15 protein-coding genes are annotated in these 24,924 nt (G+C 40.5%); 1 reads left to right on the forward strand and 14 read right to left on the reverse strand.

The window, feature by feature from the left end:
* Positions 1 to 2: 2 nt before the first annotated feature.
* From H6G08_RS04615 to H6G08_RS04670, 12 genes are all read right to left on the reverse strand, one after another.
* Positions 3 to 2,273, reverse strand: coding sequence for a hypothetical protein (locus H6G08_RS04615; protein WP_190539136.1), 2,271 nt, complete (start codon positions 2,271 to 2,273; stop codon positions 3 to 5).
* A gap of 19 nt (positions 2,274 to 2,292) precedes the next feature.
* On the reverse strand, positions 2,293 to 3,174 hold the full coding sequence (locus H6G08_RS04620) for a hypothetical protein (RefSeq protein WP_190539138.1): 882 nt from the start codon (positions 3,172 to 3,174) through the stop codon (positions 2,293 to 2,295).
* Entirely contained in the window at positions 3,161 to 4,051 is an 891-nt protein-coding gene (locus H6G08_RS04625) for a TRAFAC clade GTPase domain-containing protein (RefSeq protein ID WP_190539140.1), read from the reverse strand. The genes H6G08_RS04620 and H6G08_RS04625 overlap by 14 nt, the downstream gene beginning before the upstream one ends.
* Complete coding sequence (locus tag H6G08_RS04630) at positions 4,048 to 4,857, reverse strand: hypothetical protein (protein ID WP_190539142.1); 810 nt, start codon at positions 4,855 to 4,857, stop codon at positions 4,048 to 4,050. Before H6G08_RS04630 ends, H6G08_RS04625 begins: the two co-directional genes overlap by 4 nt.
* Entirely contained in the window at positions 4,854 to 5,441 is a 588-nt protein-coding gene (locus tag H6G08_RS04635; RefSeq protein WP_190539144.1) for a 4Fe-4S single cluster domain-containing protein, read from the reverse strand. Before H6G08_RS04635 ends, H6G08_RS04630 begins: the two co-directional genes overlap by 4 nt.
* A gap of 82 nt (positions 5,442 to 5,523) precedes the next feature.
* Entirely contained in the window at positions 5,524 to 6,663 is a 1,140-nt protein-coding gene (locus H6G08_RS04640) for a hypothetical protein (protein ID WP_190539146.1), read from the reverse strand.
* 204 nt (positions 6,664 to 6,867) lie between these two features.
* Positions 6,868 to 8,535, reverse strand: coding sequence for an AAA family ATPase (locus H6G08_RS04645; RefSeq protein WP_190539149.1), 1,668 nt, complete (start codon positions 8,533 to 8,535; stop codon positions 6,868 to 6,870).
* 141 nt (positions 8,536 to 8,676) lie between these two features.
* Positions 8,677 to 10,146 (reverse strand): D-alanyl-D-alanine carboxypeptidase/D-alanyl-D-alanine endopeptidase, encoded by a 1,470-nt coding sequence (dacB, locus tag H6G08_RS04650; protein WP_190539151.1) that lies wholly within the window; start codon positions 10,144 to 10,146, stop codon positions 8,677 to 8,679.
* A 509-nt stretch (positions 10,147 to 10,655) separates the two neighbouring features.
* A complete protein-coding gene (locus H6G08_RS04655; RefSeq protein WP_190539153.1) occupies positions 10,656 to 11,126 on the reverse strand; it encodes a tellurite resistance TerB family protein in 471 nt (156 codons plus the stop codon).
* 352 nt (positions 11,127 to 11,478) lie between these two features.
* Positions 11,479 to 13,374: a biosynthetic-type acetolactate synthase large subunit gene (ilvB, locus tag H6G08_RS04660; protein WP_390625558.1), complete on the reverse strand. Its 1,896-nt coding sequence runs from the start codon at positions 13,372 to 13,374 to the stop codon at positions 11,479 to 11,481.
* Between the two features lie 255 nt (positions 13,375 to 13,629).
* Complete coding sequence (locus H6G08_RS04665; RefSeq protein ID WP_190539157.1) at positions 13,630 to 14,892, reverse strand: MFS transporter; 1,263 nt, start codon at positions 14,890 to 14,892, stop codon at positions 13,630 to 13,632.
* 200 nt (positions 14,893 to 15,092) lie between these two features.
* Positions 15,093 to 15,665 carry a hypothetical protein gene (locus tag H6G08_RS04670; protein ID WP_190539158.1) on the reverse strand — a complete coding sequence of 191 codons (573 nt, stop codon included), beginning with the start codon at positions 15,663 to 15,665 and terminating at the stop codon, positions 15,093 to 15,095.
* A gap of 461 nt (positions 15,666 to 16,126) precedes the next feature.
* On the opposite strand from H6G08_RS04670, the gene H6G08_RS04675 reads away from it, so the two are divergent.
* Entirely contained in the window at positions 16,127 to 17,245 is a 1,119-nt protein-coding gene (locus tag H6G08_RS04675; RefSeq protein WP_190539160.1) for a ferrochelatase, read from the forward strand.
* Positions 17,246 to 17,397: 152 nt separating this feature from the next.
* Here H6G08_RS04675 and H6G08_RS04680 read toward each other — a convergent pair whose 3' ends face one another.
* On the reverse strand, positions 17,398 to 18,087 hold the full coding sequence (locus H6G08_RS04680) for a Uma2 family endonuclease (protein WP_190539162.1): 690 nt from the start codon (positions 18,085 to 18,087) through the stop codon (positions 17,398 to 17,400).
* 315 nt (positions 18,088 to 18,402) lie between these two features.
* On the reverse strand, positions 18,403 to 23,646 hold the full coding sequence (locus tag H6G08_RS04685; RefSeq protein ID WP_190539164.1) for a translocation/assembly module TamB domain-containing protein: 5,244 nt from the start codon (positions 23,644 to 23,646) through the stop codon (positions 18,403 to 18,405).
* Positions 23,647 to 24,924 lie beyond the last annotated feature (1,278 nt).

A 24,924-nucleotide genomic window follows, 5' to 3' on the forward strand; every position in this document is an offset into this window, starting at 1 on the left:
AATTATTTGTTATCTAAATTTTGTAAACAAGCTTGAAAATCTTCTATTTGCGTTTTAATTGCACATTTTTCTAGAGGTGGTAAAATTTGTTGATAAGATTTTTTTTGTTTAAAAGATAATTGGAAGTAATTCATAATCTCTAAAACATATTGGTCTTTTTCTGGATAACTACTGTGTAAATACACTCTTGGATAAATAAACATATTCGCGACATCAGAATATATTTCGCTATTTCTAATCTGGCTTTTTTCCTCATCAGTTATTTGCTGTTTATTTAGGCCATTAATTACATTGATTTTTTCGTTAACAATTTTCTGAAGTTGCAATTCACATTTTTTTAGCTCTTGTTCTGATGACTCAGTACTACTATTATTAGTATCTATATTTTTACAACTTTCAATAATTTCTTCTAAAGATAGGTTTGATGAACCTGACAAATTTTGCAATATGTAGTTTGATAAATTTAAATAAGCATAAAGTAATAAAGTTGGCATACTTAAGATAACAAGAAGCACTAACAGACGATTTCTCCATATTTTCAAACTATGTCCTCTTTCTTGAGGTTCTGGAATTCGCAAGATTGTTCTAATTGTGCCTTTATGAAATGGATTTAGCTTAGAAAAAACAGGTGATGGAATGCTATCTTCACTATATTGATAGAAAATTGCTGATAATAAATTCACATTCAAAATTTTTCGATCGTACTGATTAAATAAATATCTAATTGGATTCAGTTCCGTTTGCGCTATTTCCTGGAGTAAATTAGCTAGATTATTCAGCCCCAAATGATTAATATTGGCTTTTTTTCCCGAAAGAATATCCCCAATTCGATTTTGATTTGGTTTTGGCTGATAATTCATCAACATATTCGCTAATCCGCTAAAAATATGGTTTGTAATCTCTCCGCCAAATTCTTCTGTAATCTCAGTGGTAATAGTACATTTTCTCTCTATATAAATTAAATAGTCTTTAACATATGGGTTAATTAATTCTGCCCAAACATTGTTGCGATTTTCTGCTAACAACCATCGAGAATTATGATAAGTATTAATATCTCTTTTAAGTATTTGATAAAACAAAAATGAAATTCCATCATAAATTTGCTTTACCAAAACATGTTTTTGTTGCTCATGACAGTATTTAATTAATAAATTTTGAGTTTTGCAGGAAGCTTTAATATATTCTTGATTATTTGATTTGCGCAACCAAGCTAACCATTCTCCAATTCTATCAGGAACTAAAATCGGCATTAGCGCATAATATTTCACAGACTCAATTATGGGATTTTCATCTTGCTGAAGATGTTTGATATGTTGATTTTCGTCAACAAAAAATTTATTCCAATCTAAATCTGTTGCATTACACAATATTTCCACTAGCGCTTGGACTTTTTCAGTAATTATTTTCTCATAATTAGCCGATATCAAGTCATCTAATATTTTTTCAATTGATTTTTCATCTCTAGTTAAATAATCTTTATCTACTCTTTGAACTATTTGTATAGGTGCAGGATTGACTTCAGCATCACCCACATCATTCCTAGCTAATTCACGTTCAATAGTTTGTTTAGCGGCTTCATTTTCACACCAAATAGCTATATACATGGAAGGAAAATTTAATTTGCGCACATTCCAAGCCCATGCTAGGGGAATTCCCATTTTTTTTGCTGTTTGCGCAGCTTGATAATGTAATTCTATGAGGCGATCGCTCTGATAATCAGCTATGGTGAGAATCTGGGGATAAACAGGATAATCTTGTGGTTGTTCTGGATGATAATTTTCAGTATCTTCTATATATTCTTTACAAACTAACTCTTCTCCTGTAAAAGACTCCGGGTTCATGTCAAATACCAAGGGATTCTTGCTCCACCAATTGAGTAAAGTGGCGACACCATCCATTGCTGGTAAATGTTGGTTAATCATTGAATATGTGTCTAGCCAAAAGTAGCGATAGCCCACAACTCCATCCCTACCTCTATTATCTTTACCTAAAGAATTAGCAACTGCTAAAACACAGTAACGATTATCGATAACCCGCGCAATTAAAGCTACTTGCTCCTCCGCAGGTGCAAAACCAGTGGGAATCCCAAAAATATTTTGGTTATTGTTAATAAACTGGCGAATAGGACTAGGTATTTCTTCATTATAATTAGAACGATCGATAGCATTACCAAAACCGCCAGAAATCCACCGTTCATTTTCCAATACTTCAGTAAAACCGCGAGAAAATTCGTATATTTCCACTTCTCCACTGAGGATATTAAAAGTAGACATAATTTAACCTCTAATATGGTTATCGCAATTGACGATCGTCTTTACCTGTTTGCAACCAATAGATAGGAGCAACTAAACCAAAAGCTTGCCAAGCGTCGGGTTTGCTGAGAGTATATGCTTTACTTCCCTGAATTGGGCGACAATTGGGTTGAAGTGTATCACCAATAAAGCCAAATGCAGAACACATAAAAAAGTTGAGAGAACAACCCCAACTTTGTTGCCAATTTTGTAATATAGCGAAAGTTCGAGCAAATTTAAGTTCGGCAAATTCTTGAGGTTTGTAGCGATAAACATCATTTTGTTCGCCTTTGGTAAACACAATAGCGATGCGATGTCTGCTTAATCTGCGGCGATTTTTTTGTGTGCCGATAATGTTATTGAGTTCTTTTTGTAAGTTAGTAATTGCTTGGGCATAATCTTTATCTCTTTTGGGTGTAGTGCTATCAAGTACGAGCATTAAACCGACTACAGAAGCACAATCATTAATTGCATCTTCGCTGACGTTACCAGCAATTAAGTTTTCAATTAATTCGCCTGTGGGTGCTGTAATAGATATATTTAATCTGAGGGGTTTATTTTGAATTGTGGCAATTGGATTTAAGAAAAATCTGGGCTTCAGCTTGATGGAAAATTTACAGGAATCTGCATATTCGCTAGCAGAAATTACTAGCCCATTTTTTAAGACATTCTCGGCATTATTTTGGACATATTGCGCACCATAGCCGTAGGGATCTACAGACATAATTCGCCCTTCTAAATAGTTCTGAGCTTCCCAACAAATAGATAAGGCGGCGAGATAAGATGTTTTACCGACATCACGCGCGCCAATCATGCGGATATCACCGCCTGGTAGGTTAATGGGAGCAGAATTGAAGATGTTAAAAAATTTAAAGAAATTCATTGTGTAGATTTTCTCCTGTACCCAACCAGTAAATTGGTTCAATTACGCCATAAGGATGCCAATTATCAAAGTCTCGCAGGCGAGCGCGATACTCGGCATGAGTACCATCATCTTCAGTATAAAATCGATTGGGACGAGGATCGTATTTGCCTAATATGCCATAGGCAGAACAAGCGAAAAAGTTAACTTTTTTCTTTAAACGATTTTTTAATAAATTATAAGTTTTATGTAATCTAATCTTAAATAAATCTGCTTCTGGATCGAGACGCCCTCCCCAAATTTCGCCGCGTTCGCATTTAGCCATGACTACAGCGACTCTGAGAGTTTGAATAGACCTTAATTTACTATTTTCATCGATGCGATCGCACAACCATTGAAAAACTTTAAAATATTCTTCGTCTTTCCCCGTTTGCCATTCTGTTAACATAAACATCCAGCGATTCATGGTGAAACATTGACTGAGAAAGTCTTGAACATCTTCCGCTAGTTGTTTTTGTTCTTGGGGAGATTTGAGGCTTGCAGGGTTAATATGAGCCTGAAAAATTCTGTCAAACCGCTCTCCGGAAAGATCCTTGGCGCTAAGTTGGATTTTGTGGGCTTGACGAAAGCGTTTAGCATTCTCAATTGCAATCTCAAAGCGATAATCGTATTCTTCGTTTAAATCTGTGGGGGGAACGGCTTTTTTTTGTTGAATAAAGTTGCTAATTATATCTTCTAGTTTGTGGATTTTTAATCCTCCTGCTTTTACAGCACCGCTATTTTTTGCTCTTAATCCAGGGGCGAGTAATGAGGCGAGGTAAGTTGTTTTTCCGGAAGCTCTCGGCCCCATAATACACATTTGTACGGGTATAGATTTAATTAGAGTTTTCGCCTTCATCTCCCTACCTCTGCATCTGCACTTAAATAGGTTCCTAAACTTAACCAAGGAATTTCTAATAAGTTTCTATCTTTTTTAGTAGTGATAAAAAAGCTTAATTTAGAAGCGCCAACTTGATTTTTATTAAAATCTTTAATTACATCTCTCGCTACAGCAAAGTAGCGGGTTCTAATTCTGTCTAAATAAGTGCCAAAATCATTATTACCTGCTGGATTATATCGCCATCTTGCACTTTCTTCTTGGTAATTACAAAAAAGGTCTGCTTTGTGCAGACAGATAAAGAAATGTTTAGCAGATGGACAATTATTTTTGAGAATTTCTAAATTTCGTTGGAGATTTTTCACCCAGACATGACAGGGATATAAATCATCTTGTTTATTGATTTTATCTAGAGAATTGGCTGCTGCAACTAAATATTCTTCTCTAACTAACTCTTGGTAGGGATGTAAAAGTAACATAATATAACGTGCCTGGGCAATCTTTTCCATAAAGTCTTGGTAGGCACTAGGAAATTGCTTTTGCGGACTGTCTGTAGCTTTAATATCTCCCCAAAATTCTCCGCGAGTATCGATTAAATCCACTGTGATTTCTCGCGGTCTGGGTAGCCTTAAATAGATGGAAAGGAAATGTAAGTTAATCGGATTTTCTGTGGGCAATACTTGTCCGTGGGGGCTAAGTTGTTCTTGTAGTCGGCGACAATCATCGCTATCAACAACAACATATTTTTCTTGTGTCGATGGTTCGCATAATCCTAAAATCATGCTACTTTTGCCCACTGCTCTATCACCAATGACTATCACACTCATAAGATTTTATCTTCTGTTTCTACGCGATCGCCTGGAATTGGAAACCCTGTATAAGTCAAAATGGCATCATTAATAATCCATTCTTGACGGGGAATATTTTTTAAGTCTGCTGGGGTAATTCTGCCTGATAAAAAGTGTAGTTGTTGATTATGGGAACCTCTCAAGGTATCGTCACTTAACTGTTGTTGAATGAAAAGACCATCGATTAATAAATCTATAGATTGTAAGAGATGAATTGCGCCTTTAATTTGTCCAGATTTTAATTGTTCTAAGCGGTATCCTGTCCAACAAACTACGGTTTTACCAGCAGATTGTACGAGACTTGCTAACTCAGCTAAGGCGACAGCTTGGGCGAAGGGTTCGCCACCGGAGAAGGAAACGCCAGCTAAATCAGGTAGTTGTTGGAAAACTTGCCAAACATCATCAACAGTAACTACTTGATTGAGGCGAAATTGGAGAAAGTCGGGATTTTGACAACCAGGACAGCGAAAGGGACAACCTTGCACCCATAACACCATTCTGGTTCCGGGGCCATTAGCGGAAGAACGAGGTAACCAAGCAGCGAGATTTAGAAGTTTGGTCATTTGTCATTTGTCATTTGTCATTGGTCATTTGTCATTGGTCATTTGTCATTTGTCCTCCTTGTCCTCCTTGTCCTCCTTGTCCTTAATAAGTCTCTAGTTCTGGGCGGCGTTGAGGTGGTTCGATTTCTAAGGTGGTTGTTTCTGGGGCTGAATATATTTGTCTGTATTCTTCGGGGATGGGTTGTCCGTCTAGGCTATCCCACTCTAGGTAATATCCTTGTTCTTGGAATATTTGCAGGGCTTGTCCGGTTCTGGCTGCGCAGTTGCTAGTCTCTTCATGGGGGCCTTTTAAGTCTATTTGCTGTCCGGTAAATTGCACTCGCATGACTGTGTTGACGGCTTCGCCTGTTTGTTGGTTTTCATGGGTTTCGATTTCAACAACAACGTCGCCATCGTCAATACCAATAATTCTGGCTGTATAGTCTACGTCTGGGTTTTGCCATGCTTTGACTAAGTTTTCTGCGGCTTCCCAAACGCGATCTATTTGTAATTCGGCGGTGGTAATTTGTTGATGAATGGCTAACAAATCTGCATCCCTGATGGGGCGATCGCGCTGATGTATGCGTTCAATTGTGCTGGCTATGTTTTGGGCGATCGCTTTTGGTAACCGTTCGGCGATCGCATCTAGTCTGGTTTGAGCATATTCTGCTGCAGATTGCAGTTGCGATCGCAGTTGTTTAAATGCTTCAATTCGGGCATTATCTAAGGCTTGCAGATATGCTTCGGCTGCTGGTAAATCTGAGCTATCCAGTGCTTGTTCTACATTTTGCCAAGCTTGTAATACGGTGGCTGCATCTAATAATTCGCTTTCAATTAAATTTTGATACTCTTTTTTTATCCGTGGTAACCGTGATTTTTGTTCTCTAATCTTGATTTGTAAATCTTTTTTGATTAAATCTACATCATTATTACTCAGTGTATTTACTAGCCTTGGCTTTTGATTTATTTGCGGTAATTGCACCATCGTCTTAGTTTGAGAATAAGAACGTCGCGCTGCTATAATTTGGCGCTGGATTTCTGCTTCTTGCTGTAAGGCTTTCTCTGCTTCTCTTTTAATTCTTTCCTGATAGGCTTTCGCCGCTTTCGCCGCCATCACTACTGCTGTTCCTGTCGCCATTACACCAGAAGCGACAGTAAAACCAGCTACCGCTACCCCTGCTAACAATGCTTGGGTTGCTAGTGGCGCAATACCTGATACTGTATATGCTTTTGTGCCACTCATTGTTGGAACCTCCAGATTTAAGTAAGTCGGTGGAAAAACCAAACTATGTACTTTACGTAAATTTGCTTGAAACCCTGTAAGGGCGGGTTCACAAATATCCTCAAATATGCATGATTATCTCGCATAAACCCGCCCCTACTGACAAATGACAGCCCCCACCAGTTATGTTTAATTGCACCACCCTACTTAAAGAAATATTTATGTTTATAAAATTAATTGATTTAAAAAACCTGGTTCATCAACGGAAGCCGATAAGCCTCCGCCATCTGACAAAACTTTGAGATACTTTTGCAGCAATATTTGCATCTTTTCAGTTCGATATTGCGGGTTGATTTTTCCTAGAGCCTGTTCCCAATTACTATCAGTGAGTGTACCTTTAAAACCTGCTAAATATTTTGTTTCTTTAACTAATTTATCTAATTCAGCCCCAGAAAAACCTGCTGTTTGCTTGACTAATTCTGCTAAGGTAAAGTTATCAATGGGTGATAATTTATGGCTGTGGATACATTTTTGAATAATTTCTCCTCGTTCTTTGGTGTTGGGTGGCATAACTATAAATATTTCATCGAAACGACCTGCACGAAATAGTTCGGCTGGTAACTTGTCTCGGTCGTTAGAAGTGGCAATGAAAAAGATAGGATATTGATGATCGTTTAACCATGATAAAAAAGTCCCAAATTGACGGGTACTCACTCCAGAACTGTCAGTTCCCGTGCCGGCAAAAGCCTTTTCAATTTCATCCATAAATAGAATATTCGGCGCAGAAGCTTCAATGGCTCGTAAAGCTTGATATGTGTTACTTTCCGATTCACCGACGAATTTAGATTGCAGACGGGAAATTTCAAAATTGATTTGGGGAACGCACCATTCTTGCGCGATCGCTCTGGCGATGAAAGTTTTACCACAGCCGGGAAACCCTTCTAGTAAAATCGCTCTAGGGCGCATTTGCGGTTCTAAATCTTGCTCGAACCAAATTTTGCGACTCTCTATCCAAGCTTTAATATTTTCTAGTCCGCCAACAGCTTTTAGCCCGTCTCCTTGAGGAGAATAATATTCTAAAACACCTGTTTTTCTAATTTCTTGTTTTTTAACTTCAAGTAATAATTTACCTGTGGCTTCTGGCTGGTTCCACAACTTGCGCGTAGTCACTAACATTGCGGTTTGAATTGCTGCTTGTAGTGGTATACCTTGAGCCAGTTCTGCTAATCGTTTAGCCTCTGTTTCTTGTAATTCATAATTCTCGGCTGCCAGACTAAAAACGTTATCGTAAAGCTCTCTACCTGTGGGTAAAGCTAAATCAAGAATATGTACGTGATTGCGCAAAATTGGCGGAATTGACCAGTCAGCACCAATGACAATTAATGTCATATAAGGGCGCGGTCTACTATCTTCAATATCTAATAGTAATTCCTTGAGTCTACGGGCAATCAAATAGTCATCAGTACGAATTAAAGCCGACCAATCAGGCAGAATATAAGTATGTTGTATATCGGGATTTTTGATAACACAATTTTGTAATTGTTGTTGTAAAATATTGAGAGCGTGAATTACCGCATGGGTATTTTCTGCTGGTGGATTAGCTAACTGTTGCCACTGGGTTGCTGCTGAATCTTGCTTTGCTAATAAACGTTTTTGGAAACCAGTTTTACTATCCCAACGGCAAATTTCTCCTGACTTGATTTTAAGCTCGTCTATGCATCCATCGTGGGAGCGAATAGCGCATCTGACAGCCCGATTTTCTTCCGCAGAGCGCAAAAATACTAAAGGATAACGGGAGCGTAACAGATCCCGGAGTTCTCGCAAACATTTTTCATAGGGTTGATCGGCGGAAATATCGTCGTCATCTGGCTGGAAGCGATCGTTGCTATTCATGATTCTTGTATCAAAAGTTAAAGATACGAAGATTCAGCAGTTTTACTTAAGTATACTACAATGTAGGATGCTGAGGTGAGGAAAAACAGAAGCCGAAATTGGTAAATCCCTATTCCCTATTCCCTCGCCTATGCGATCGCATTAACAACGCTGCAACTGTGCTAATAACACCACAATTTCATCAATAGCTTGGCGTAATTCGCTGGCGGGGCGATCGCTTTGATTCACCATAATACTAAAAACTACAGGTTCATACTTAGCATTATTCACATATCCAGCTAAAGAAACTGCACCAGTTAATGTCCCTGTTTTTGCTTGCACAATTCCCTCAGCCGGAGTGTTGCGGAAGCGATTTTTTAAAGTACCAGTCTTACCGGCAACAGGTAAAGATGCACGATAAATATTAGCTGCTGGTGTTGTCGCCATTAAGCGCAAAGTTTGCACCAAAGCTTCTGCTGATAATAAATTACGCCGCGATAAACCAGAGCCATCTACTAAAGAGTAACTTGTCGGATCGACTCCCAATTTAGTTAAACTTGCCTTTAAAACTTCTAAACCAATATTCGCAGTAATTTTATTTTGCACTCTTGGTTGTTTCACCGCTAATGCTCGCAGCAATGCTTCGGCATATAAATTATTACTATTAACATTTACCTCTGTTACTAACTGTGATAAAGGAGGCGAATCAATAGCAGCAATTTCTTGTTGATTATTGCCACCATTAAATACTAAAGTTTGTCCTAAACTAATTTTTTCTGTTGCTAAAATTGTCCGGAAGCGCCGCAAAAAATAATAATTGGGATCGACTACAGGTAAGGTAACTAAATAAGGTTGAGAATTTTCTGTTAGCTGTCCTTGAATACGCAGAACTGTACCTGTTAAATCGCGAGTAACATCAATATAATTGGTTTGATTTTTGCTCACAGTTGTTGACTGATTAACAATCCGCCAGCGTCTTTCCTCATTGCTATCAGTCCAGGCTATTTGTAAGGGTTTACCTAAAGCTTGTGGTGTAAGTTTAAAGCTAAAAATATTTTCATTTAAAATAAAACTACTAACAGGTGCGCCATAATCTGATTGCACATCTTCCCATTGCCAAGTAGGGTTAACTATATCTCCTTGAATATAGCTATCATCAGCAATCAATTGCTGAATTTGGGTAATACCTTTTTGTCTTAATTGTTTTGCTAAGGCTTGCAATTGAGTATCACCTAAACTGGGATCTCCTCTACCCACAACACGCAAGACTCCATTAGAATTTTGATAAATAGAGGTGCGGATGCGAAAGTTTGCACCTAACTCTTGTAATGCGGCAGCAGTGGTCAGTAATTTTGTATTAGAAGCTGGTGTAAAGTATTTTTGAGCATCTCGACTGTAGAGAGTTTGTCCAGATGACAAAGGTTGAATTAAGATTCCCCAGCGCACGCGATTAAATGAGGGGCGATTGATGATAGTCTCTATAGAATTTCCCAGTTGTGCGGGACAAATTTGTTTTGTGGTGGTAGTTGGTGGTGCTGGTGTGGGGGTTTGGGCTTTAGTTGGTTGCTGGGTAATACCTAGTTGGGTAGTGAGAAGCAGTAGCGTTAAGCCAATGGTAGATTTTTGAGTCATTCAATATTGCTGAAAAATATTTTTTGATAATAATACCAATTCAAATTATCTTGGCAATACATCAATGATTCGTTAGGGTATAACAATGTTCCCTAACTATCTCTCATCTTCTTTTTGCAGATTCAGATAAATTAAAAGTGCATTTTTGAAGATTTTAGTTTTCCATGCCAGAGACATAAAAAATAATTTTTATTAAAATTAACAGTCAAATAAAAAGGGAGCATCCCAAATGTGCAAAAACGCCCTCACCCTATAAGGGTGGGGCTAGAAATACGAAGCCTGCCTTCGTAGGCTATCAAACTTTTAGCCTGCAAAGGCAGGCTTTGTTGGTATAGCAATACCCTAGAAGGGTATTGCGTCAAAATTGGGATGCTCCCAATAAAAAGCTCATAATAGCGCTGATAACGCCATCATGAGCCTGTTTTTGATTCTGCAAGTTTTATATATAATGGTTTGTCCCCATCTCAGGTAACCCAGCTTTCAAGAGGGAACTTTTTGCACCAAAAAAATTAATCTTCGTAATCGTATTCTTCGTCATCATCTTCGCCAAAGATGTGGTCTATAATCTGTTGTGCGCGGCGGTTGGAAATATTTAAGGCGTCTTGCAGTTCAGAGACATATTCCTGTTCGCCTTCGGGTACTTCACCATCAATCCCTACTACTAAAAGGGCGGTAATATAAGCGGCTTCTCGATATTCTTCATCGGGTAAGGAAGCGATCGCTAGTTCAATGACTTCTTCTGGATTTTCTTCTTCTAACAAATCGTACACTTTTTCTGTTAGTTCATCAAAGTCTTTCTCTGAGAAGTCTTCAAACTGGGAAATCCCAGCTAGCATTTCACTCAAAGCAAATTCTTCGGTTCTGCTGACACCTTCATCATCCGAAGCAGCAGAAAACAATCCAATAACGGCGATGGCTACTTCTGGTTCTAAGACAACGGAACTGTTGCTTCCTCTATTGGGAAATTTACGTTGAAACATAATTATCCTTTAAAATTTCTGCGATCGTTGGGAATAGCTATCTTTTGTCCTGACATCTAGGATTCCCAAAAAAATCACCAAATGCACACCATAACAATTCAAAATTCAAAATTCAAAATTCAAAATTAAGAAAGTGAGACTCAGCATAGGTTGTAGAGTTAGAATCTGTATCAAATTTTTCGTCATTAGTGGTAGATGTATTGTAAATGTTTATACTAATTCCCATAAAAAAACGCAGAGGATACAATCCCCTGCTTAGAAAGATATTTGTTTGTCAAACAAATGACCAATGAAAATTGTACCGACGCGATTAATCGCGTTTCTAACAACTGACTATTGATTATTGACCACCCTAAAGTTTATTACCACATTCAGAACAGAAGTTATGAGTGGGCTGGTTTTTAGTGCCGCAGTGGTTGCAATACAATGGTTCGACAGCAGTTTTTGGCGCTTGCTTGGGTAAGCCAATCATTTGAGCGTTGCTCTTACCAGGGGCTACCATTGGATAGCAGTTTTCATCTCTGGTAACGCGCACATCGACAACTACCGGGCCATTGTGTGCTAGCATTTGGGCGATCGCATCAGCGAGTTCTTCGCGCTTGCTAATCACCATGCCTTTAATACCATAGGCTTTGGTCAACAACTCAATATCCGGCATTCCCACTTCCATGTTGGAACAGGAATAACGCTCGCCATAAAAGGCTTGCTGCCACTGGCGTACCATTCCCTGCCAGCCGTTGTTGAGAATGACAGTCTTGACATTTAAGCCATATTGTGCTAAAGTCCCCAATTCTTGCAAACACATTTGGAAACTAGCGTCGCCACTGATACAGATAACTTCTTCATCGGGGAAGGCTGCTTTTGCACCCATAGCGGCGGGTACGCCAAAACCCATAGTGCCTAGACCAGCGCTAGAAATCCAGCGACGGGGGCCATTCTTGAGGAATTGTGCTGCCCACATTTGATGCTGACCGACATCTGTGGTGTAGAAAGCGTTGGGTGCTTGGCGACCGATTTCGACAATTACCTCTTGGGGTGAGATGCTGTCTGGGTGTTGCGGCACGATTAAGGGGTATTCGTCCCGCCAACGGTTAATTAAGGTTAACCATTCTTGGTTTTGGTTGGGTTTCGCCTTGATACCTGCTTGCTTGCAGCGACGTAACAAGTCAACTACAACATTGCGGACATCACCCACGATGGGCACATCTGGGATGCGGTTTTTACCAACTTCGGCGGGGTCGATATCGATGTGAATGACTTTCGCTTTGGAAGCAAATTCATCTAATTTGCCGGTGACGCGGTCATCAAATCTCGCGCCGACACAGATTAACAAGTCGCAATCTGTCACCGCAAAGTTAGCGTAGGCTGTACCATGCATCCCCAACATACCCAAGGCGAGAGGATGATGTTCGTCAAAAGCACCAATCCCCATGAGGGTGGTGGTGACGGGAATGCTAAATAATTCTGCTAGTTCTTTAATTTCTTCGTGGGCACCAGCCGCGATCGCACCGCCACCGACATACAATAATGGTCGGTTACTTTCGCGAATTAATTGAATAGCGGCGTTAATTTGCCGGGGGTTACCCTTTACTGTCGGACGATAGCCACGTAATTTTACAGAACCTGGTTCTATAGGTACATAGTCAAATTCTTCTAAAGCTACATCTTTGGGCACATCAATTAAAACCGGGCCGGGGCGTCCGGTGCTGGCGATGTGGAAAGCTTCGGCGACAATCCGCGCCATATCTTTCGGGTCGCGCACTACATAAGAGTGTTTAACTACTGGTAGGGTAATCCCATAAATATCCGTTTCTTGGAATGCATCCGTACCAATTGCCGCCCGTGGTACTTGTCCTGTAACCACAATCATGGGGATTGAGTCCATGTAGGCGGTGGCGATACCTGTTACCAAGTTCGTCGCCCCTGGGCCGGAAGTCCCAAAGCAAACTCCTACCTTACCTGTAGCGCGGGCATAGCCATCGGCTGCATGGGAAGCACCTTGTTCGTGACGCACGAGAATGTGCTTAATAGTACCAGTTGCTTCCACTTTGTAAAGGTCATCGTAAATCGGCAGAATAGCTCCGCCGGGATAACCAAAAATATACTCAACACCGTGGCGCTGGAGGCTGTCTAGGAGAGCAAAACCGCCGGATGCCCTGGTAGGGGTTACCGAGACGGCTGGAATGCTGGTATTAGACTGGGCAGGATTCTCGGTCTGGGGGGGACTGATTCGGGTTGGCGATCGCACTGTCAAACCTCTGACAATAGCTAAGTTAATGCATGGATTCTGTAATTAAGATTTCATTTTAATGTAAAACTTTAATAAAATCTGTACATCAATATCTATTTTTTATATCAGCTAAGACTATACAACTAGAATTGGATTTTTGCATACAAGACTTAATTGTTGATTTATTCGGCTTTCTGAGTTTTTTTCTCCAACAGTCAACAGTCAACAGTCATCGCTCAACAGTGAATAGCCAATAGTCAATTACTGCATCAATTAAATGACATCTTGTAATACTCGGCGGGTATTTTTCCAAGCCCAAACACCGACAGTCGCAACTATGAGACTCATGGCTATAAGTACAGTCCGCAAACCTAAAAAGTCGGTTAATGGCCCGGTAATTGCCAAGGGTAAAGATAGCGCAATATTTACGGCATGATTTTGAAAACCAAACACTTTACCATGCATATTGGGAGGTGCTTGTTGTTGAATTAGAGTTTGCATAGGTACGCCAATAAAAGCCGCACCGACACCTAATAATGCACAAAGTCCTAGTGCGAGTAATAAGTTGTGAGTGAAGGTAAACACCCCTAACACCAGCGCCATCAGCATAAATCCGATTAAGGGTAAGGGCTTGCCATGCAATTTGACACTCCAATGACCTAAAATTCCGGCACCTAATACCATACCTACGCCAGCAGCTGCTAAGAAAAAGCCAAATTGTTTTTCTTTTAAACCAAAGTCTTCCGCTAATCTAATTGTCAGTACTGTTAAAGCTGCAAACACGCAATACAAAGTTACTAGTTGCAGCATAGCATTGACGACTAAACGATTTTTCTTGAGATAGCGCAAACTTTCTGTTAATTCTGCCCAAGGCTTACCTTTATCCTGCTGCGTTCCTGGGGCTTTATCCTCGCTCATGGTAATCGGCTGCATCATGGCAGCTGATAGGAAATATAATCCGGTAACAATTATTTCCTGTCCGTACTGTTCTCCTAAGAAGTCTTTTGACAAACTCAAAATCGGCTCTCCCACAGCGAAGCCCACTATTAAAGCACCCATCATCGTGCTACTAAACAAGGCATTGGCTGCCATTAAATTCTCTGGGCGCACTAATAGAGGAATAGCAGCTTGTTCGGCTGGGGCAAAAAATTGCGTTACCGTAGAAATCGCAAATACAAGTATTAATAAAAACAAAAATTCCCGTGGTAAAAACGGAATGGCTAAAGTTAATAAACCACGTACTACATCTGAGCCAACCATAATTAGCTTTTTCGGCCACAGGTCAACAAAGATACCTCCTGCCGAACCGAAAAGAATCGCCGGTATGGTAAACACTACCATGAGCGTGGAGTGCATTGAGCTTTCTGCCAAGCCGGGAAGGGGCGGGTAGTTTTCTAGCAGGGCAATCATCAATACGAAGAATACCTTATCTGCTAACTGGGAAACCAGTTGCCCAATCCACAGGAGCATAAAATTACGGTTTTTGAGCAGTGCGCCAAACCCGTTATTAACAGCAGCAGGTTCTGTTGGAAACATTTGATACTAAGTAAGAGGTACTGGGGTAGATGGGGCAGGGGTATAGGGCAGGGGCAGGGGGCAGGGGGCAAGGGGAAAAAATAATCTTTAAATCTTCCTTGTCTACCTTGTCCTCCCTTCCCCTATCTCCTTATTTTTATCGCTCTGTGGGCAAAATTTCCCTATATTCTCACTCCTGCTGGACAACTTTATTTTCCGGACTATTTGCTTTCATACTGCCTTAACAACAGGTGTATGAATTCAGCAGCGCTGATGCGATCGCTTTTGGGGTAAAATTCCTCAGTAGGTTTTACCGCAAAACCTTGGATGGTTTGGGGCGATCGCCAAATAGATAAATGTTCAACTGCTGGTTGGGCATAAAAGTTATATTTCCCACTACCCAATAAAGACGAACTCCAATGGGTGAAATAATCATGGCTCATCCGATGAATGGGAAAATCACCCCATAGTGGCACACCCCATCCATCTATAGCAATAAAAGCTGTGACTTTTCCCCCTAAAAGTTGCCAAGAATGGGCAGCCAGCATCGCTCCAACTACACCTGCGCTAAAGCTGATGAAGATTACGGGCGATTCTAACTTATCACCCAAGCAATTGTGTAAAAATTGTAAAATATGCAATGGTGATATTGTTAGTACACCCTGTTGTGGGTAGACTAGTATATTTACTGATTTGTTTGTAGTTAAACTATCAGAATTTAAATTTAAGCACCCTGAGATAAAACTCTCTGTTAATTCTCGCTCATGCATTCCAGGGCAAATGATGATGTTCATCTTTTTTCAATCTCTGGTTCAGAGCTAGCGTTTAGCAATGCTAAACCTTTACTGGTTATCAATGCAACATTAATATTTTAAGCAATTACAACGTCTTTAGACAAATTTAGCTGATTACAGCTTTGCATAAAATCGTTTTTAACGCAGAGGCGCGCCAAGGTAAACGCAAAGGTGTGCGGAGGATTGGCTAGTAATTAAGGAAATGCTGTACTAGCATCTAATCCCTAGCCCCTGTTTTCCACTTAACTTCCCAGATATCTATACTAATTAATTGATTTAAGTATATTTAGGTAAATTTTTCTGTCTAGATCCTCACGATAGAGGTGCGAAAATCAATACCCCGTTATGATATCTGTAGTTATCCTATCCCCCAGGATGGGATTTTATTTTACTCAGCTGGGAAATAATCAAGTTATTTCTTTGATACTTCTCTACATTCTGGTTATATTGAGGAACTCACTGTGGTAGCGACGCCGGAAAAAGTACAACATACCCATGAGCAATCATCACGTCAAGACCGAGTAGCCGTATTATTGATGGGCTACGGCGAAGTCGAAAGCTACGAAGATTTCGCTAACTATAATGAACAGGCTTTAAATCTACTGACAGCAAAATTTGCACCAGTCCCGACTTGGATTTACCCACCTTTAGCCAAGCTGTTGGCATTATTTGACCGTCATGAGTGGGGACACACGCATCATGATTTTATCTCCCCGCATAACGCTATCTTTGAACAGCAACGCGCTGGAATTGAGAAGAATTTACAAGCCAAGTGGGGTGAAGGCGTTCAAGTTTTCAAGGCTTTTAACTTCTGCGCGCCTTTTTTACCGAAACAAGTTTTAGCAGAGATTAAAACTCAAGGCTTTGACAAAATCTTAATTTATCCCCTACTAGTGGTTGATTCTATCTTTACTAGCGGGATTGCGATTGAGCAGGTAAATAATGCGTTAGCTGAGTTGGCTGATGGTGATGAACATTGGGTTAAAGGAATGCGTTACATTCCTTCTTTCTACAACGAGCCAGCCTATATTGATTTGATGGCGCATTTGGTAGAGGAAAAGATTAATGCTGATTTAGCAGCTACTTATCTACCTTCGCAAATCGGGATTGTGCTGATGAATCACGGTTGTCCCCATAAGGCGAAGGGTTTCACTTCTGGAATTAGCGAAAGTGAAGCGCTGTATGAATTGGTAAGGGAGAAGTTGATTAATCGCTATCCTTTAATTTCTGTGGGTTGGCTGAACCATGACACTCCCCTAATTGAATGGACGCTACCTAATGCGGAGCAAGCAGCTAATAACTTGATTCAATTGGGTGCAAAAGTGGTAATCTTTATGCCGATAGGTTTTGCGACGGAAAATCACGAAACTTTATTGGATGTGCACCATATTATTCATGCTGTGGAGAAGAAGCATCCCGGTGTGGATTTTGTGCAAATGGCTTGTGTGAATGACTGTCCTGAGTTTTTGGCGATGGTTGCACAATGGGCTGATGAGCATATTAGCGCGTTGCGGGCTGAGGAAGGTGTGGCGGTTAATCCTCACTTGGATGGACATCATCATCACCATCATCATCATTAAGGGGGAGTTTTAAACGCATTTTAAACGCAAAGGTACGCTAAGTCAGCGCAGAGGAACGCAAAGGATGTTGATTTGCGTTCTTCTTTGCGTGGTGGACACTTTGCTGAAGTTGGGATTTCAACGATGCAAGTGTTTTCTTAATATTTGAGATTTTATGGAAGTTCGCCAAACTGTTCTCGGTACCGAGAGAGTAGGGATTCTAGTTCTGCGGCACGTTGGCGTTCTTGTTCTGCTTGTATTTCAGCCTGGATACGTTTATCAGTTTCTTGTTTGAGTGCTGCAATTAATTCATCATTTACCAACAATTTTTCGCCATTATCTAACCGATAAAAGCCAATTAGTTTTCCTTCTACAGCGAGGCGGAGTTGTAAGATTTGGCTGCAATTATCGGTGATTGGTTCATAAATATCTCCGCGCAAACGATACCCTTGTAATTGTTGTTCAATCCATTCACCTTTGGGGTCGAATAACCAATATTCTTCTACTTCTAAGCTTTCATAGAGATTTTTCTTAGTGGTTTTATCTTCTTCTTGAGTTCCTTTTGAGGTGATTTCAAAAATTACTTTTGGTACTTGTTTTTCTTCCCAAATTTTGTAGTTGTCTCTTCCCCCTGGTTCAATGTCATAAATTACCATGACATCAGGTGCAACTCTTAATTTGGGAAAGCCTTGGGCGTAATATAAGAATTGATTAGCTAGAACTGTGGCGCGACGACCTTGTAGATATTGTCTAAGTACTTCTAGGGTGGTTAAAAGTGCATACAAATGGTCGTAAGTTTCAGCCACAGGTTCTCCATCGCTGCTGGGATAAATAATTTCTGATTTGGGAATAGCGCTAGTCATAACACATTTAAGCAGGTCGGCGTAATTAAATATAACTGGCAAGGGCTGTCATTAGTCATTAGTCATTGGTAAGGGTTTCAAGGCAATTTACAGTGCTTAATATAGTTATGTTTATTTCCACTGACTTACTTATATATACCAATCCTAGATCATTTGTAAAATTTACCAATTCTCAATTTTTTCTCTTATCCTTGGCGTACTTGGCGTCTTCTCTGCGAGACGCTGCGCGAAGGCGGTTCATTAAAAAAATATATTTACAACTCAGATAGGATTGCTATATGTGTAAATAAATAATATTTTAGCAAGAATGACGAATTAAAATCTGCTTTCATACTCAACTACAGCGCGTCCTTCATCGCCTAAATTAGTAGCCGCACGTACACGCACTTCATCATTTAAACGATAAATTACGTTGTAAAGTAAGGGTTCGTTACTTGCAAATACTCGCGATAAAGATAAAGAGAAATTTTGGGAGATATCAAATACGCCTTCTGCGGCTAAACCAAGAACAGAAACATTGGTATTTCTATTAGTTACCAGCGTGGGAAATAGGCGCAATTCACTTAAGCCAATGGTTTCACCGATTTGGCTGACAGTTCCTTGTAAGTTGGAAAATATTGCGGAACCGGCGATGTTAATTAGTCCTAAACCTGTATCGCCTTGTTGTAAAGTATTAAGGAACGAGCCGCCTAGTAAAGCGACGATTTCACCGCGACTACGGCGAGGTTCGCTAGTTAATACGAGGTTTCTCGATAATTGACTTGCTGGGCCTTTGGCGATCGCTTGAATGCGGACAGTATTTAAGGTACCAAAGTCAATGGCGGAAATATCTTGAATTTCGCTAGATATGCGTGAGGTTCGTCCTAAGGTGCGTGTTGCTTCGGGAACAATGGCGATTAGGCGCACATCTAAGGTGGGGTCAAATCCTCGACTGGGGGTAAATGTTGCGGTTTGATCGTAACCACGGGCTAAGGTAAATTGGGTGGTGAATAAGTTGATTTGACCTCTTCGCAGACTTACTGTTCCTTGGGGACGGAGTTTAGCTAAGGTTCCGTTGAGTGTAATGTCTCCTTGGGCGACGAAGCTGAATAGAGGTTGACGGGTAACGCGGATATCGTCGGCTAGGATTAGTTGTAAGTTAGCAAATTCTACAAGAATTCTCTGTGTATTTACGGGTGTGGCTGTTGTGGCAGGATTCGTATTAGTGGCTGTTTGCGGGGATGTTATGGTGATTTCGGGAGAATTGGCTGTTGGTGTGGTGGTATTATTTATAGCAGTTGTGTTTCCGAGTAAGACTTCGCCATTGTTTAGCTCAATTGTACCGCCTAGTCTGGGTGCCAAGGCTGTGCCTGTGATGACTGCATTACCACTAACTCCGCCTTGATATAGGTTTTGAAAGTTCAATTGCAAGTTATTTATCGCCACGGTGAGGGGGTTACTGGCTGCTTGTTGTTGGGCGTTTTGTGTGGCGAAAATGGGGAGAATTCCTGTGGCTGTTAATTGTCCGCGACTGTATTGGGCTTGGAGATTATCGACAATTAAGCGATCGCCTGCAAATTGCGCTGTGCCTGTAACATTAGTTAGGGGTTCTGTCAGGCTTTGGACGTTGAGTGTGGCATTATTAATTGTGGCAATGCCTGTAGTGCTTGGTTGCTTGAAGGTTCCCTGAATTTGGACGTTGACTTGTCCTTGTCCATCTACCCATTTGACTTGATTATTTAATAAGTTTAATAATGCCAAGCCTTCATTTTGTACGTTAGCTTGAATGCTAATACTATTATCTGGCTCAGTAGAAGCAAAAGGTAATGGAGCCGGAATACTCCCGTTAATTTGAATGGGTTCTGTACCCGTAACTAAAACATTACTGCCAAAATTTAGCCGCGCATTATTATAGTTGTAAGCAACTTGGGCTGATTGAATAGATTGATTATTTAAGCTACCATCTACTAACGCTAATTCTCCCACGGCTTGGGGATTATTTAAACTCCCACTAAGGGTTGCATTAGCATTGATATTTCCGGCAATATCTACAGGTAATTGGGGAAAGAAAGGTTTAATATCTGCTAGGGCTAAATTTTGGACTTGCGCCTGTCCTGAAAGAGATTGCTGGCTTAATTGTCCGGTAAAAGCTAGGAGGGAATTATTAAAATTGACTTGCAGAGGTTGTAGAGTTAAATTCCCGTTTTCATAATTACCGCTAGCAATAAGTTGATTAATTTTATAATTACCCCAAACCCAATCATTACCTGTAAAATTAAACCCAATATTGAATCCAGAGCGCAAACTACCAGTTACGCCTAATCTACCGCTAATGATTCCTTGTAATTCTTCTAAAGTGGGAATGCGCCGCGATGCTTGTTGTTGAGTTCTAGTTTGGTTGACTTGGGTTTGAATTTTCGAGATAAAATTGATTTGTCCTAATAAATCTGTATTGGGTAAACTAACTGGCTGAGTTTGCAAGGCTTCTGCACCAGCTAAGTTTGGCGGTTTTAAGCCAGTACGAATATCTGTAAAATTGTATATATTTAGAGTTTGCAGTAAATTTTCAATTCTGGCTTGGTTAAAGCTAACTTCAAACTGTAAGGGATTATTACCTGTGGTGGGTAAGTTTCCACTGAGTAAATAACGGGTGTCGCCTTGGACTAGTTCGCCATTCGTTAAACTGAATGTGCCTTTACCATAACTGATATTTCCGCGAAATTCATCAGCTTGAATTCTGCCTATTCTTGGTTGAGCTACGGCGACATTCCCCAGTAAACTATAATCATTGAGGTTAACTGTTAAATTACCGGATAACTGTCCGTTAATTGTGCCTAAATTGGTATTGGCAGGAATGAAGCTTTTAGCTAAAGATATGGGAAAATCTTGGACGTTGACTGCAAGATTATCGCCAACCGTGCGTCCTGTCGCAATTGTGGAATCTCGTCTAATATTAAATGCAGTGGGACGATTATTTGCGCCTAAAGAAACAGCAATTTGGTCTTGGGTTCCAGCAACTTGAAATTGCGTTCCTTGTCCCTGCTGATACCTGACATTTCCTGTTAAGACTGGATCGAATGCTAACCCATTGACTGCTAAATTTTCTAAGCGAATATTTCCATTAGCAATTGGCTGCGTTGGCGTACCGGAAACTTGTCCGTTAAAATCTACCCTTCCCGCTAAAGCAACATTTCCCGGAAGCTTAAACGGTAGAGTTTGCAAATTATAATTTTGTGCTTGGACATTGAGATTTAAGCCGGTAATTTGGGTAGTGGGTTGCAATGCCACAGCAATATTACCACTTGCCCTTAAACCGGGTGCGGTGGCTTGGAGTATTTGCAGGTTGCTGCCATTCCATTGAAATTGAGCTGTTAAAGGTTGGGTGAGTGCGGCTAAACCTTGGGAAAGCCTGACAGTACCCCCAGCTGCAATGTTTTGTGGTTGGAAGGAAGCTGTCGTTCCCACAGCTTGAACGTCACCATTTAACCTGCCGCGCAAATTTTGTGATAAATTATTCAATTGAAGCTGGGAAATAGTGGCTGTAGCTCCCCAGTTACCATTATTCAACTGAATATTTCTAACATTAACGCTTCCCCTCGCTAAACTTAACCGCGCTTCGCCAGCAGCTTGAATGTTAGCTAAAGCGAAAGAATTGGTATTACCGGAAATTTTTAAGTTACTATTAACAATCTGTCCTTGAATATTCTTGGCAAATTGATTGAGTTGAATGCGCGAAGCATTGGCGACAGCTTGCCAAAGACCATTATTCAGGCGAATATTATTGAGATTAACTCTACCACCAGCGACATTTAAATTCGCTTGTCCCGAAGCTTGAATGTTAGGAAGTTGGAAGGATTTTGTTGTTCCTGCTAAGTTGAATTCACCGTTTAACGTACCTTGAAATTGTGGCGGTAAAGTTGCATTCGGGTTGTCGGGATTGCTGGTAGCTTGAGCTAGACTCTGGAGGGGAACTTGGGAGGCATCAACTACAGCTTGCCAGCGATCGCCTTTTAGTTGTCCTGTAGCTGCAACTGTACCCCCGGCTACACGCAAAGCTGTATTCCGAATTTGAACGATTCCTTTGTTAATCGCTAATTCGACTTTACCGGGATAAGTAGCCATCGGTGCTTGGATTTGCACCAGGGTTTGCAAATTAGCGAGAGTTCCCGACACTTGGGTATTGGCGGAGACTGTGCCAATGCGAATATTAGGTAAATTAACATTGTACGTTTGCGCGATCGCATCTCCTGGTAAATTAGTAGCTTGTACATTTACCGCGACTCTTCCCTGTTTTCCTAAGCTAACTCTTCCCTTACCAGTAATTTTTCCCCCTTGGGTTGGGGTAGCTTGAATTTGCGAAATCACAATTTCCTGGGGTGTTCCTTGAAATTGCGTGGTAATATTCTCAAAGCTGACACGGTCAATTACAGCAGGTTTAATCGTACTCACCGCACCCGTAATTACAGGTTTTCTGATTGCACCTTGCAACTTGATATTTGCTGTCCAATCCCCAGTTGATGTGATGGGTAATTTAGCGTTTAAGGTTTGTAAAAGATTCTGGGTAGTGACAGCTTTGACATTAGCTGTCAGATTATAACCAGTTTGCGCATTGATTCCCCCGTTGACTTGTACAGGAATGTTACCCAAGTTAGCGCTAAAATTTGCCAGTGCAACCTGCTGATTCTCAAACTGTAATTTACCTGTAGTGTTCGTGATTTTGGTGGGAAGATTATTAACCTGTGCAACTACTTGATTGATATCAACCGTTCCCAAAACCGTAGTTTGCGACTGATTGCGCGGGATATTCACAGTTACATCACTATTGATAGTTCCCGCTTGTAAGTTAACAGGTGTCTGCACTAACTGCGATATGTTAGTCGCCAATAAATTAGCAGCACGAATATTTAAAGTTGTTTGTACCGATTTGGGAAGTGTTTCTCCCGCAATTTGTACACTACCTCCAGATAGAGCTTGAGTGCTAATATCAAAATTAATGCGTTGATTTTGTTCTAAAAAACGTGCAATGCCATTCAATTGATGGAAACCAACGCTAACTCGCTGTTTACCTGGTTGTAGCGATGGCGATAAGACTAAAACGCCATTTTCCAGACTCAGGGTTTCTAATTCAGTTTTAATGAAACCAGCATTTTCTTGAGTAGCTGCATTAATTCTTGTAGATACCCAACGCCCTTGTTTATCTTGTTCAATATAGATATCTGGGCGAACTAAGGTAACATTGAGCTTTAAAGTCCGGTTAACAACTAACTCCCAAGGATTGAAGCCTACATTTACTGCTTGTGCTACTAATTTATCGGGATCTGTAGTTGTTGCAGGAACTGATGTAGAACCAAAACGCAGACTATTAGGCGAAAAAGCTTCAACAGCACCTAACTTTACAGGTCTTCCTAGCAATTCTAACAAATTGCTTTCAATTAACGGTGCTAGCCTTTCATGAATAAAAATATTCGCCCACCAAATACCCCCGACAATTCCAGCAATTAACACCAGTACCAAACCAATGCTGGTACGGGTTAAGATCAGCAGCCATAACCGTCGATGAGAATCCGGGGAACGTGTCATCTTATTTGTACGAGAAGCAGGCGGAATGCTTCTTAAATGCTTCTATGCATAGAGTCTACCTTTATTAGACTGCCTGAAAATGCGAATTCTAAAATCATCTCTGTGGTAGATTGCAAAAATGCAATCTACTTAAATGAGATGACTGAAAGACTTATTGACATCCTCACCGACCTAAAGGCGCGGTGATTCCTAAATCTCACGATTTAGGTTTCTGTTTCATAGCAACTGCCTCCACCCACAAGGAGTTTTGGTCTGATGTTCGCTCCACAGACTATCCCCGCAAGCCCTGCGGTTCTCATGTATCGAAATCTCAAACAGAAATTTCTGATCTATTTTTGATTCCAGGGTTGGACTGTCCATTGCCCCTTCCTCTTTTCCCGGTCTACCGATTTTTCTTCCCCGTTGCGAAGTCTCGCCAACTTTGGTGTTAGGGTTTATGTCTCCATCGTCGCGGGTGGGTCATTGACCATCTCTATTTTACCACCCTCTATGTAAAGCCGTCCTTGAAGGACGGGGTTTCTACCCATTTTTCTGATGAGACAACTATAAGGTTTATAGGACTTACGCACGAAACCTCTCAAACTCTTATTCCTCTGTGGACTCTGCGTCCTCTGCGGTTCATTTTTCCGTTAACTTTGCGTAAGTCCTAGCTTAATGAGACAACTTTAAGACTCAATGAGACAAATATAAGACTTAATGGCACAACTATAAGACTTAATGAGACAAATATAAGACTTAATGGCACAACTATAAGACTTAATGGCACAACTATAGGAATCATATTTGATTTCTGAAAAACACGTAGGGTGTGTTACCGCGAAGCGTAACGCACCGTTTTTTAAGGGTTTGGTGCGTTAGACTGAAGTCATAACGCACCCTACAAGTACCTAATTTTATTCAAAATTCAAACCGGATTCCTATATTAAGACTTAATGTTAAGTGATATTGCCTGATTGTCAGGACTTTTGCATGAAACTTATCATACTTTGAATTACATCTATTTTCAGGTAAATAGACCACGCTGTAGGGAACATCGACAATCTTTTGGTACATACAATAATTTTACTGGTGCCGTGCCCTTACTACTACGACAGATGTGGTTCAAATATGTGAAAACTGCTGTAATGTTACCTGTTTCTGTCCCTAGTCCCTAACCTCTACTTTAATAACTTTTGCAAAGAGCGGTTAATTTAAGTATTTTTATGGTTGTTATATGTAAAATTTATAGATGAGCATGGTAAGTGGGTTAAAACCATGTTGAATTTTTGAGTTTGCTAA

Origin of the sequence: Calothrix anomala FACHB-343 (assembly GCF_014696435.1) — a bacterium.
Taxonomy (GTDB): Bacteria; Cyanobacteriota; Cyanobacteriia; order Cyanobacteriales; family Nostocaceae; genus Aulosira; species Aulosira anomala_A.

What these genes read in the sequence shown, in the direction of transcription:
- H6G08_RS04615 (WP_190539136.1), bottom strand. Translation starts at nt 2,273, where the DNA reads ATGTCTACTTTTAATATCCTCAGTGGAGAAGTGGAAATATACGAATTT.
- H6G08_RS04620 (WP_190539138.1), bottom strand. Translation starts at nt 3,174, where the DNA reads ATGAATTTCTTTAAATTTTTTAACATCTTCAATTCTGCTCCCATTAAC.
- H6G08_RS04625 (WP_190539140.1), bottom strand. Translation starts at nt 4,051, where the DNA reads ATGAAGGCGAAAACTCTAATTAAATCTATACCCGTACAAATGTGTATT.
- H6G08_RS04630 (WP_190539142.1), bottom strand. Translation starts at nt 4,857, where the DNA reads ATGAGTGTGATAGTCATTGGTGATAGAGCAGTGGGCAAAAGTAGCATG.
- H6G08_RS04635 (WP_190539144.1), bottom strand. Translation starts at nt 5,441, where the DNA reads ATGACCAAACTTCTAAATCTCGCTGCTTGGTTACCTCGTTCTTCCGCT.
- H6G08_RS04640 (WP_190539146.1), bottom strand. Translation starts at nt 6,663, where the DNA reads ATGAGTGGCACAAAAGCATATACAGTATCAGGTATTGCGCCACTAGCA.
- H6G08_RS04645 (WP_190539149.1), bottom strand. Translation starts at nt 8,535, where the DNA reads ATGAATAGCAACGATCGCTTCCAGCCAGATGACGACGATATTTCCGCC.
- dacB (WP_190539151.1), bottom strand. Translation starts at nt 10,146, where the DNA reads ATGACTCAAAAATCTACCATTGGCTTAACGCTACTGCTTCTCACTACC.
- H6G08_RS04655 (WP_190539153.1), bottom strand. Translation starts at nt 11,126, where the DNA reads ATGTTTCAACGTAAATTTCCCAATAGAGGAAGCAACAGTTCCGTTGTC.
- H6G08_RS04665 (WP_190539157.1), bottom strand. Translation starts at nt 14,892, where the DNA reads ATGTTTCCAACAGAACCTGCTGCTGTTAATAACGGGTTTGGCGCACTG.
- H6G08_RS04670 (WP_190539158.1), bottom strand. Translation starts at nt 15,665, where the DNA reads ATGAACATCATCATTTGCCCTGGAATGCATGAGCGAGAATTAACAGAG.
- H6G08_RS04680 (WP_190539162.1), bottom strand. Translation starts at nt 18,087, where the DNA reads ATGACTAGCGCTATTCCCAAATCAGAAATTATTTATCCCAGCAGCGAT.
- H6G08_RS04685 (WP_190539164.1), bottom strand. Translation starts at nt 23,646, where the DNA reads ATGACACGTTCCCCGGATTCTCATCGACGGTTATGGCTGCTGATCTTA.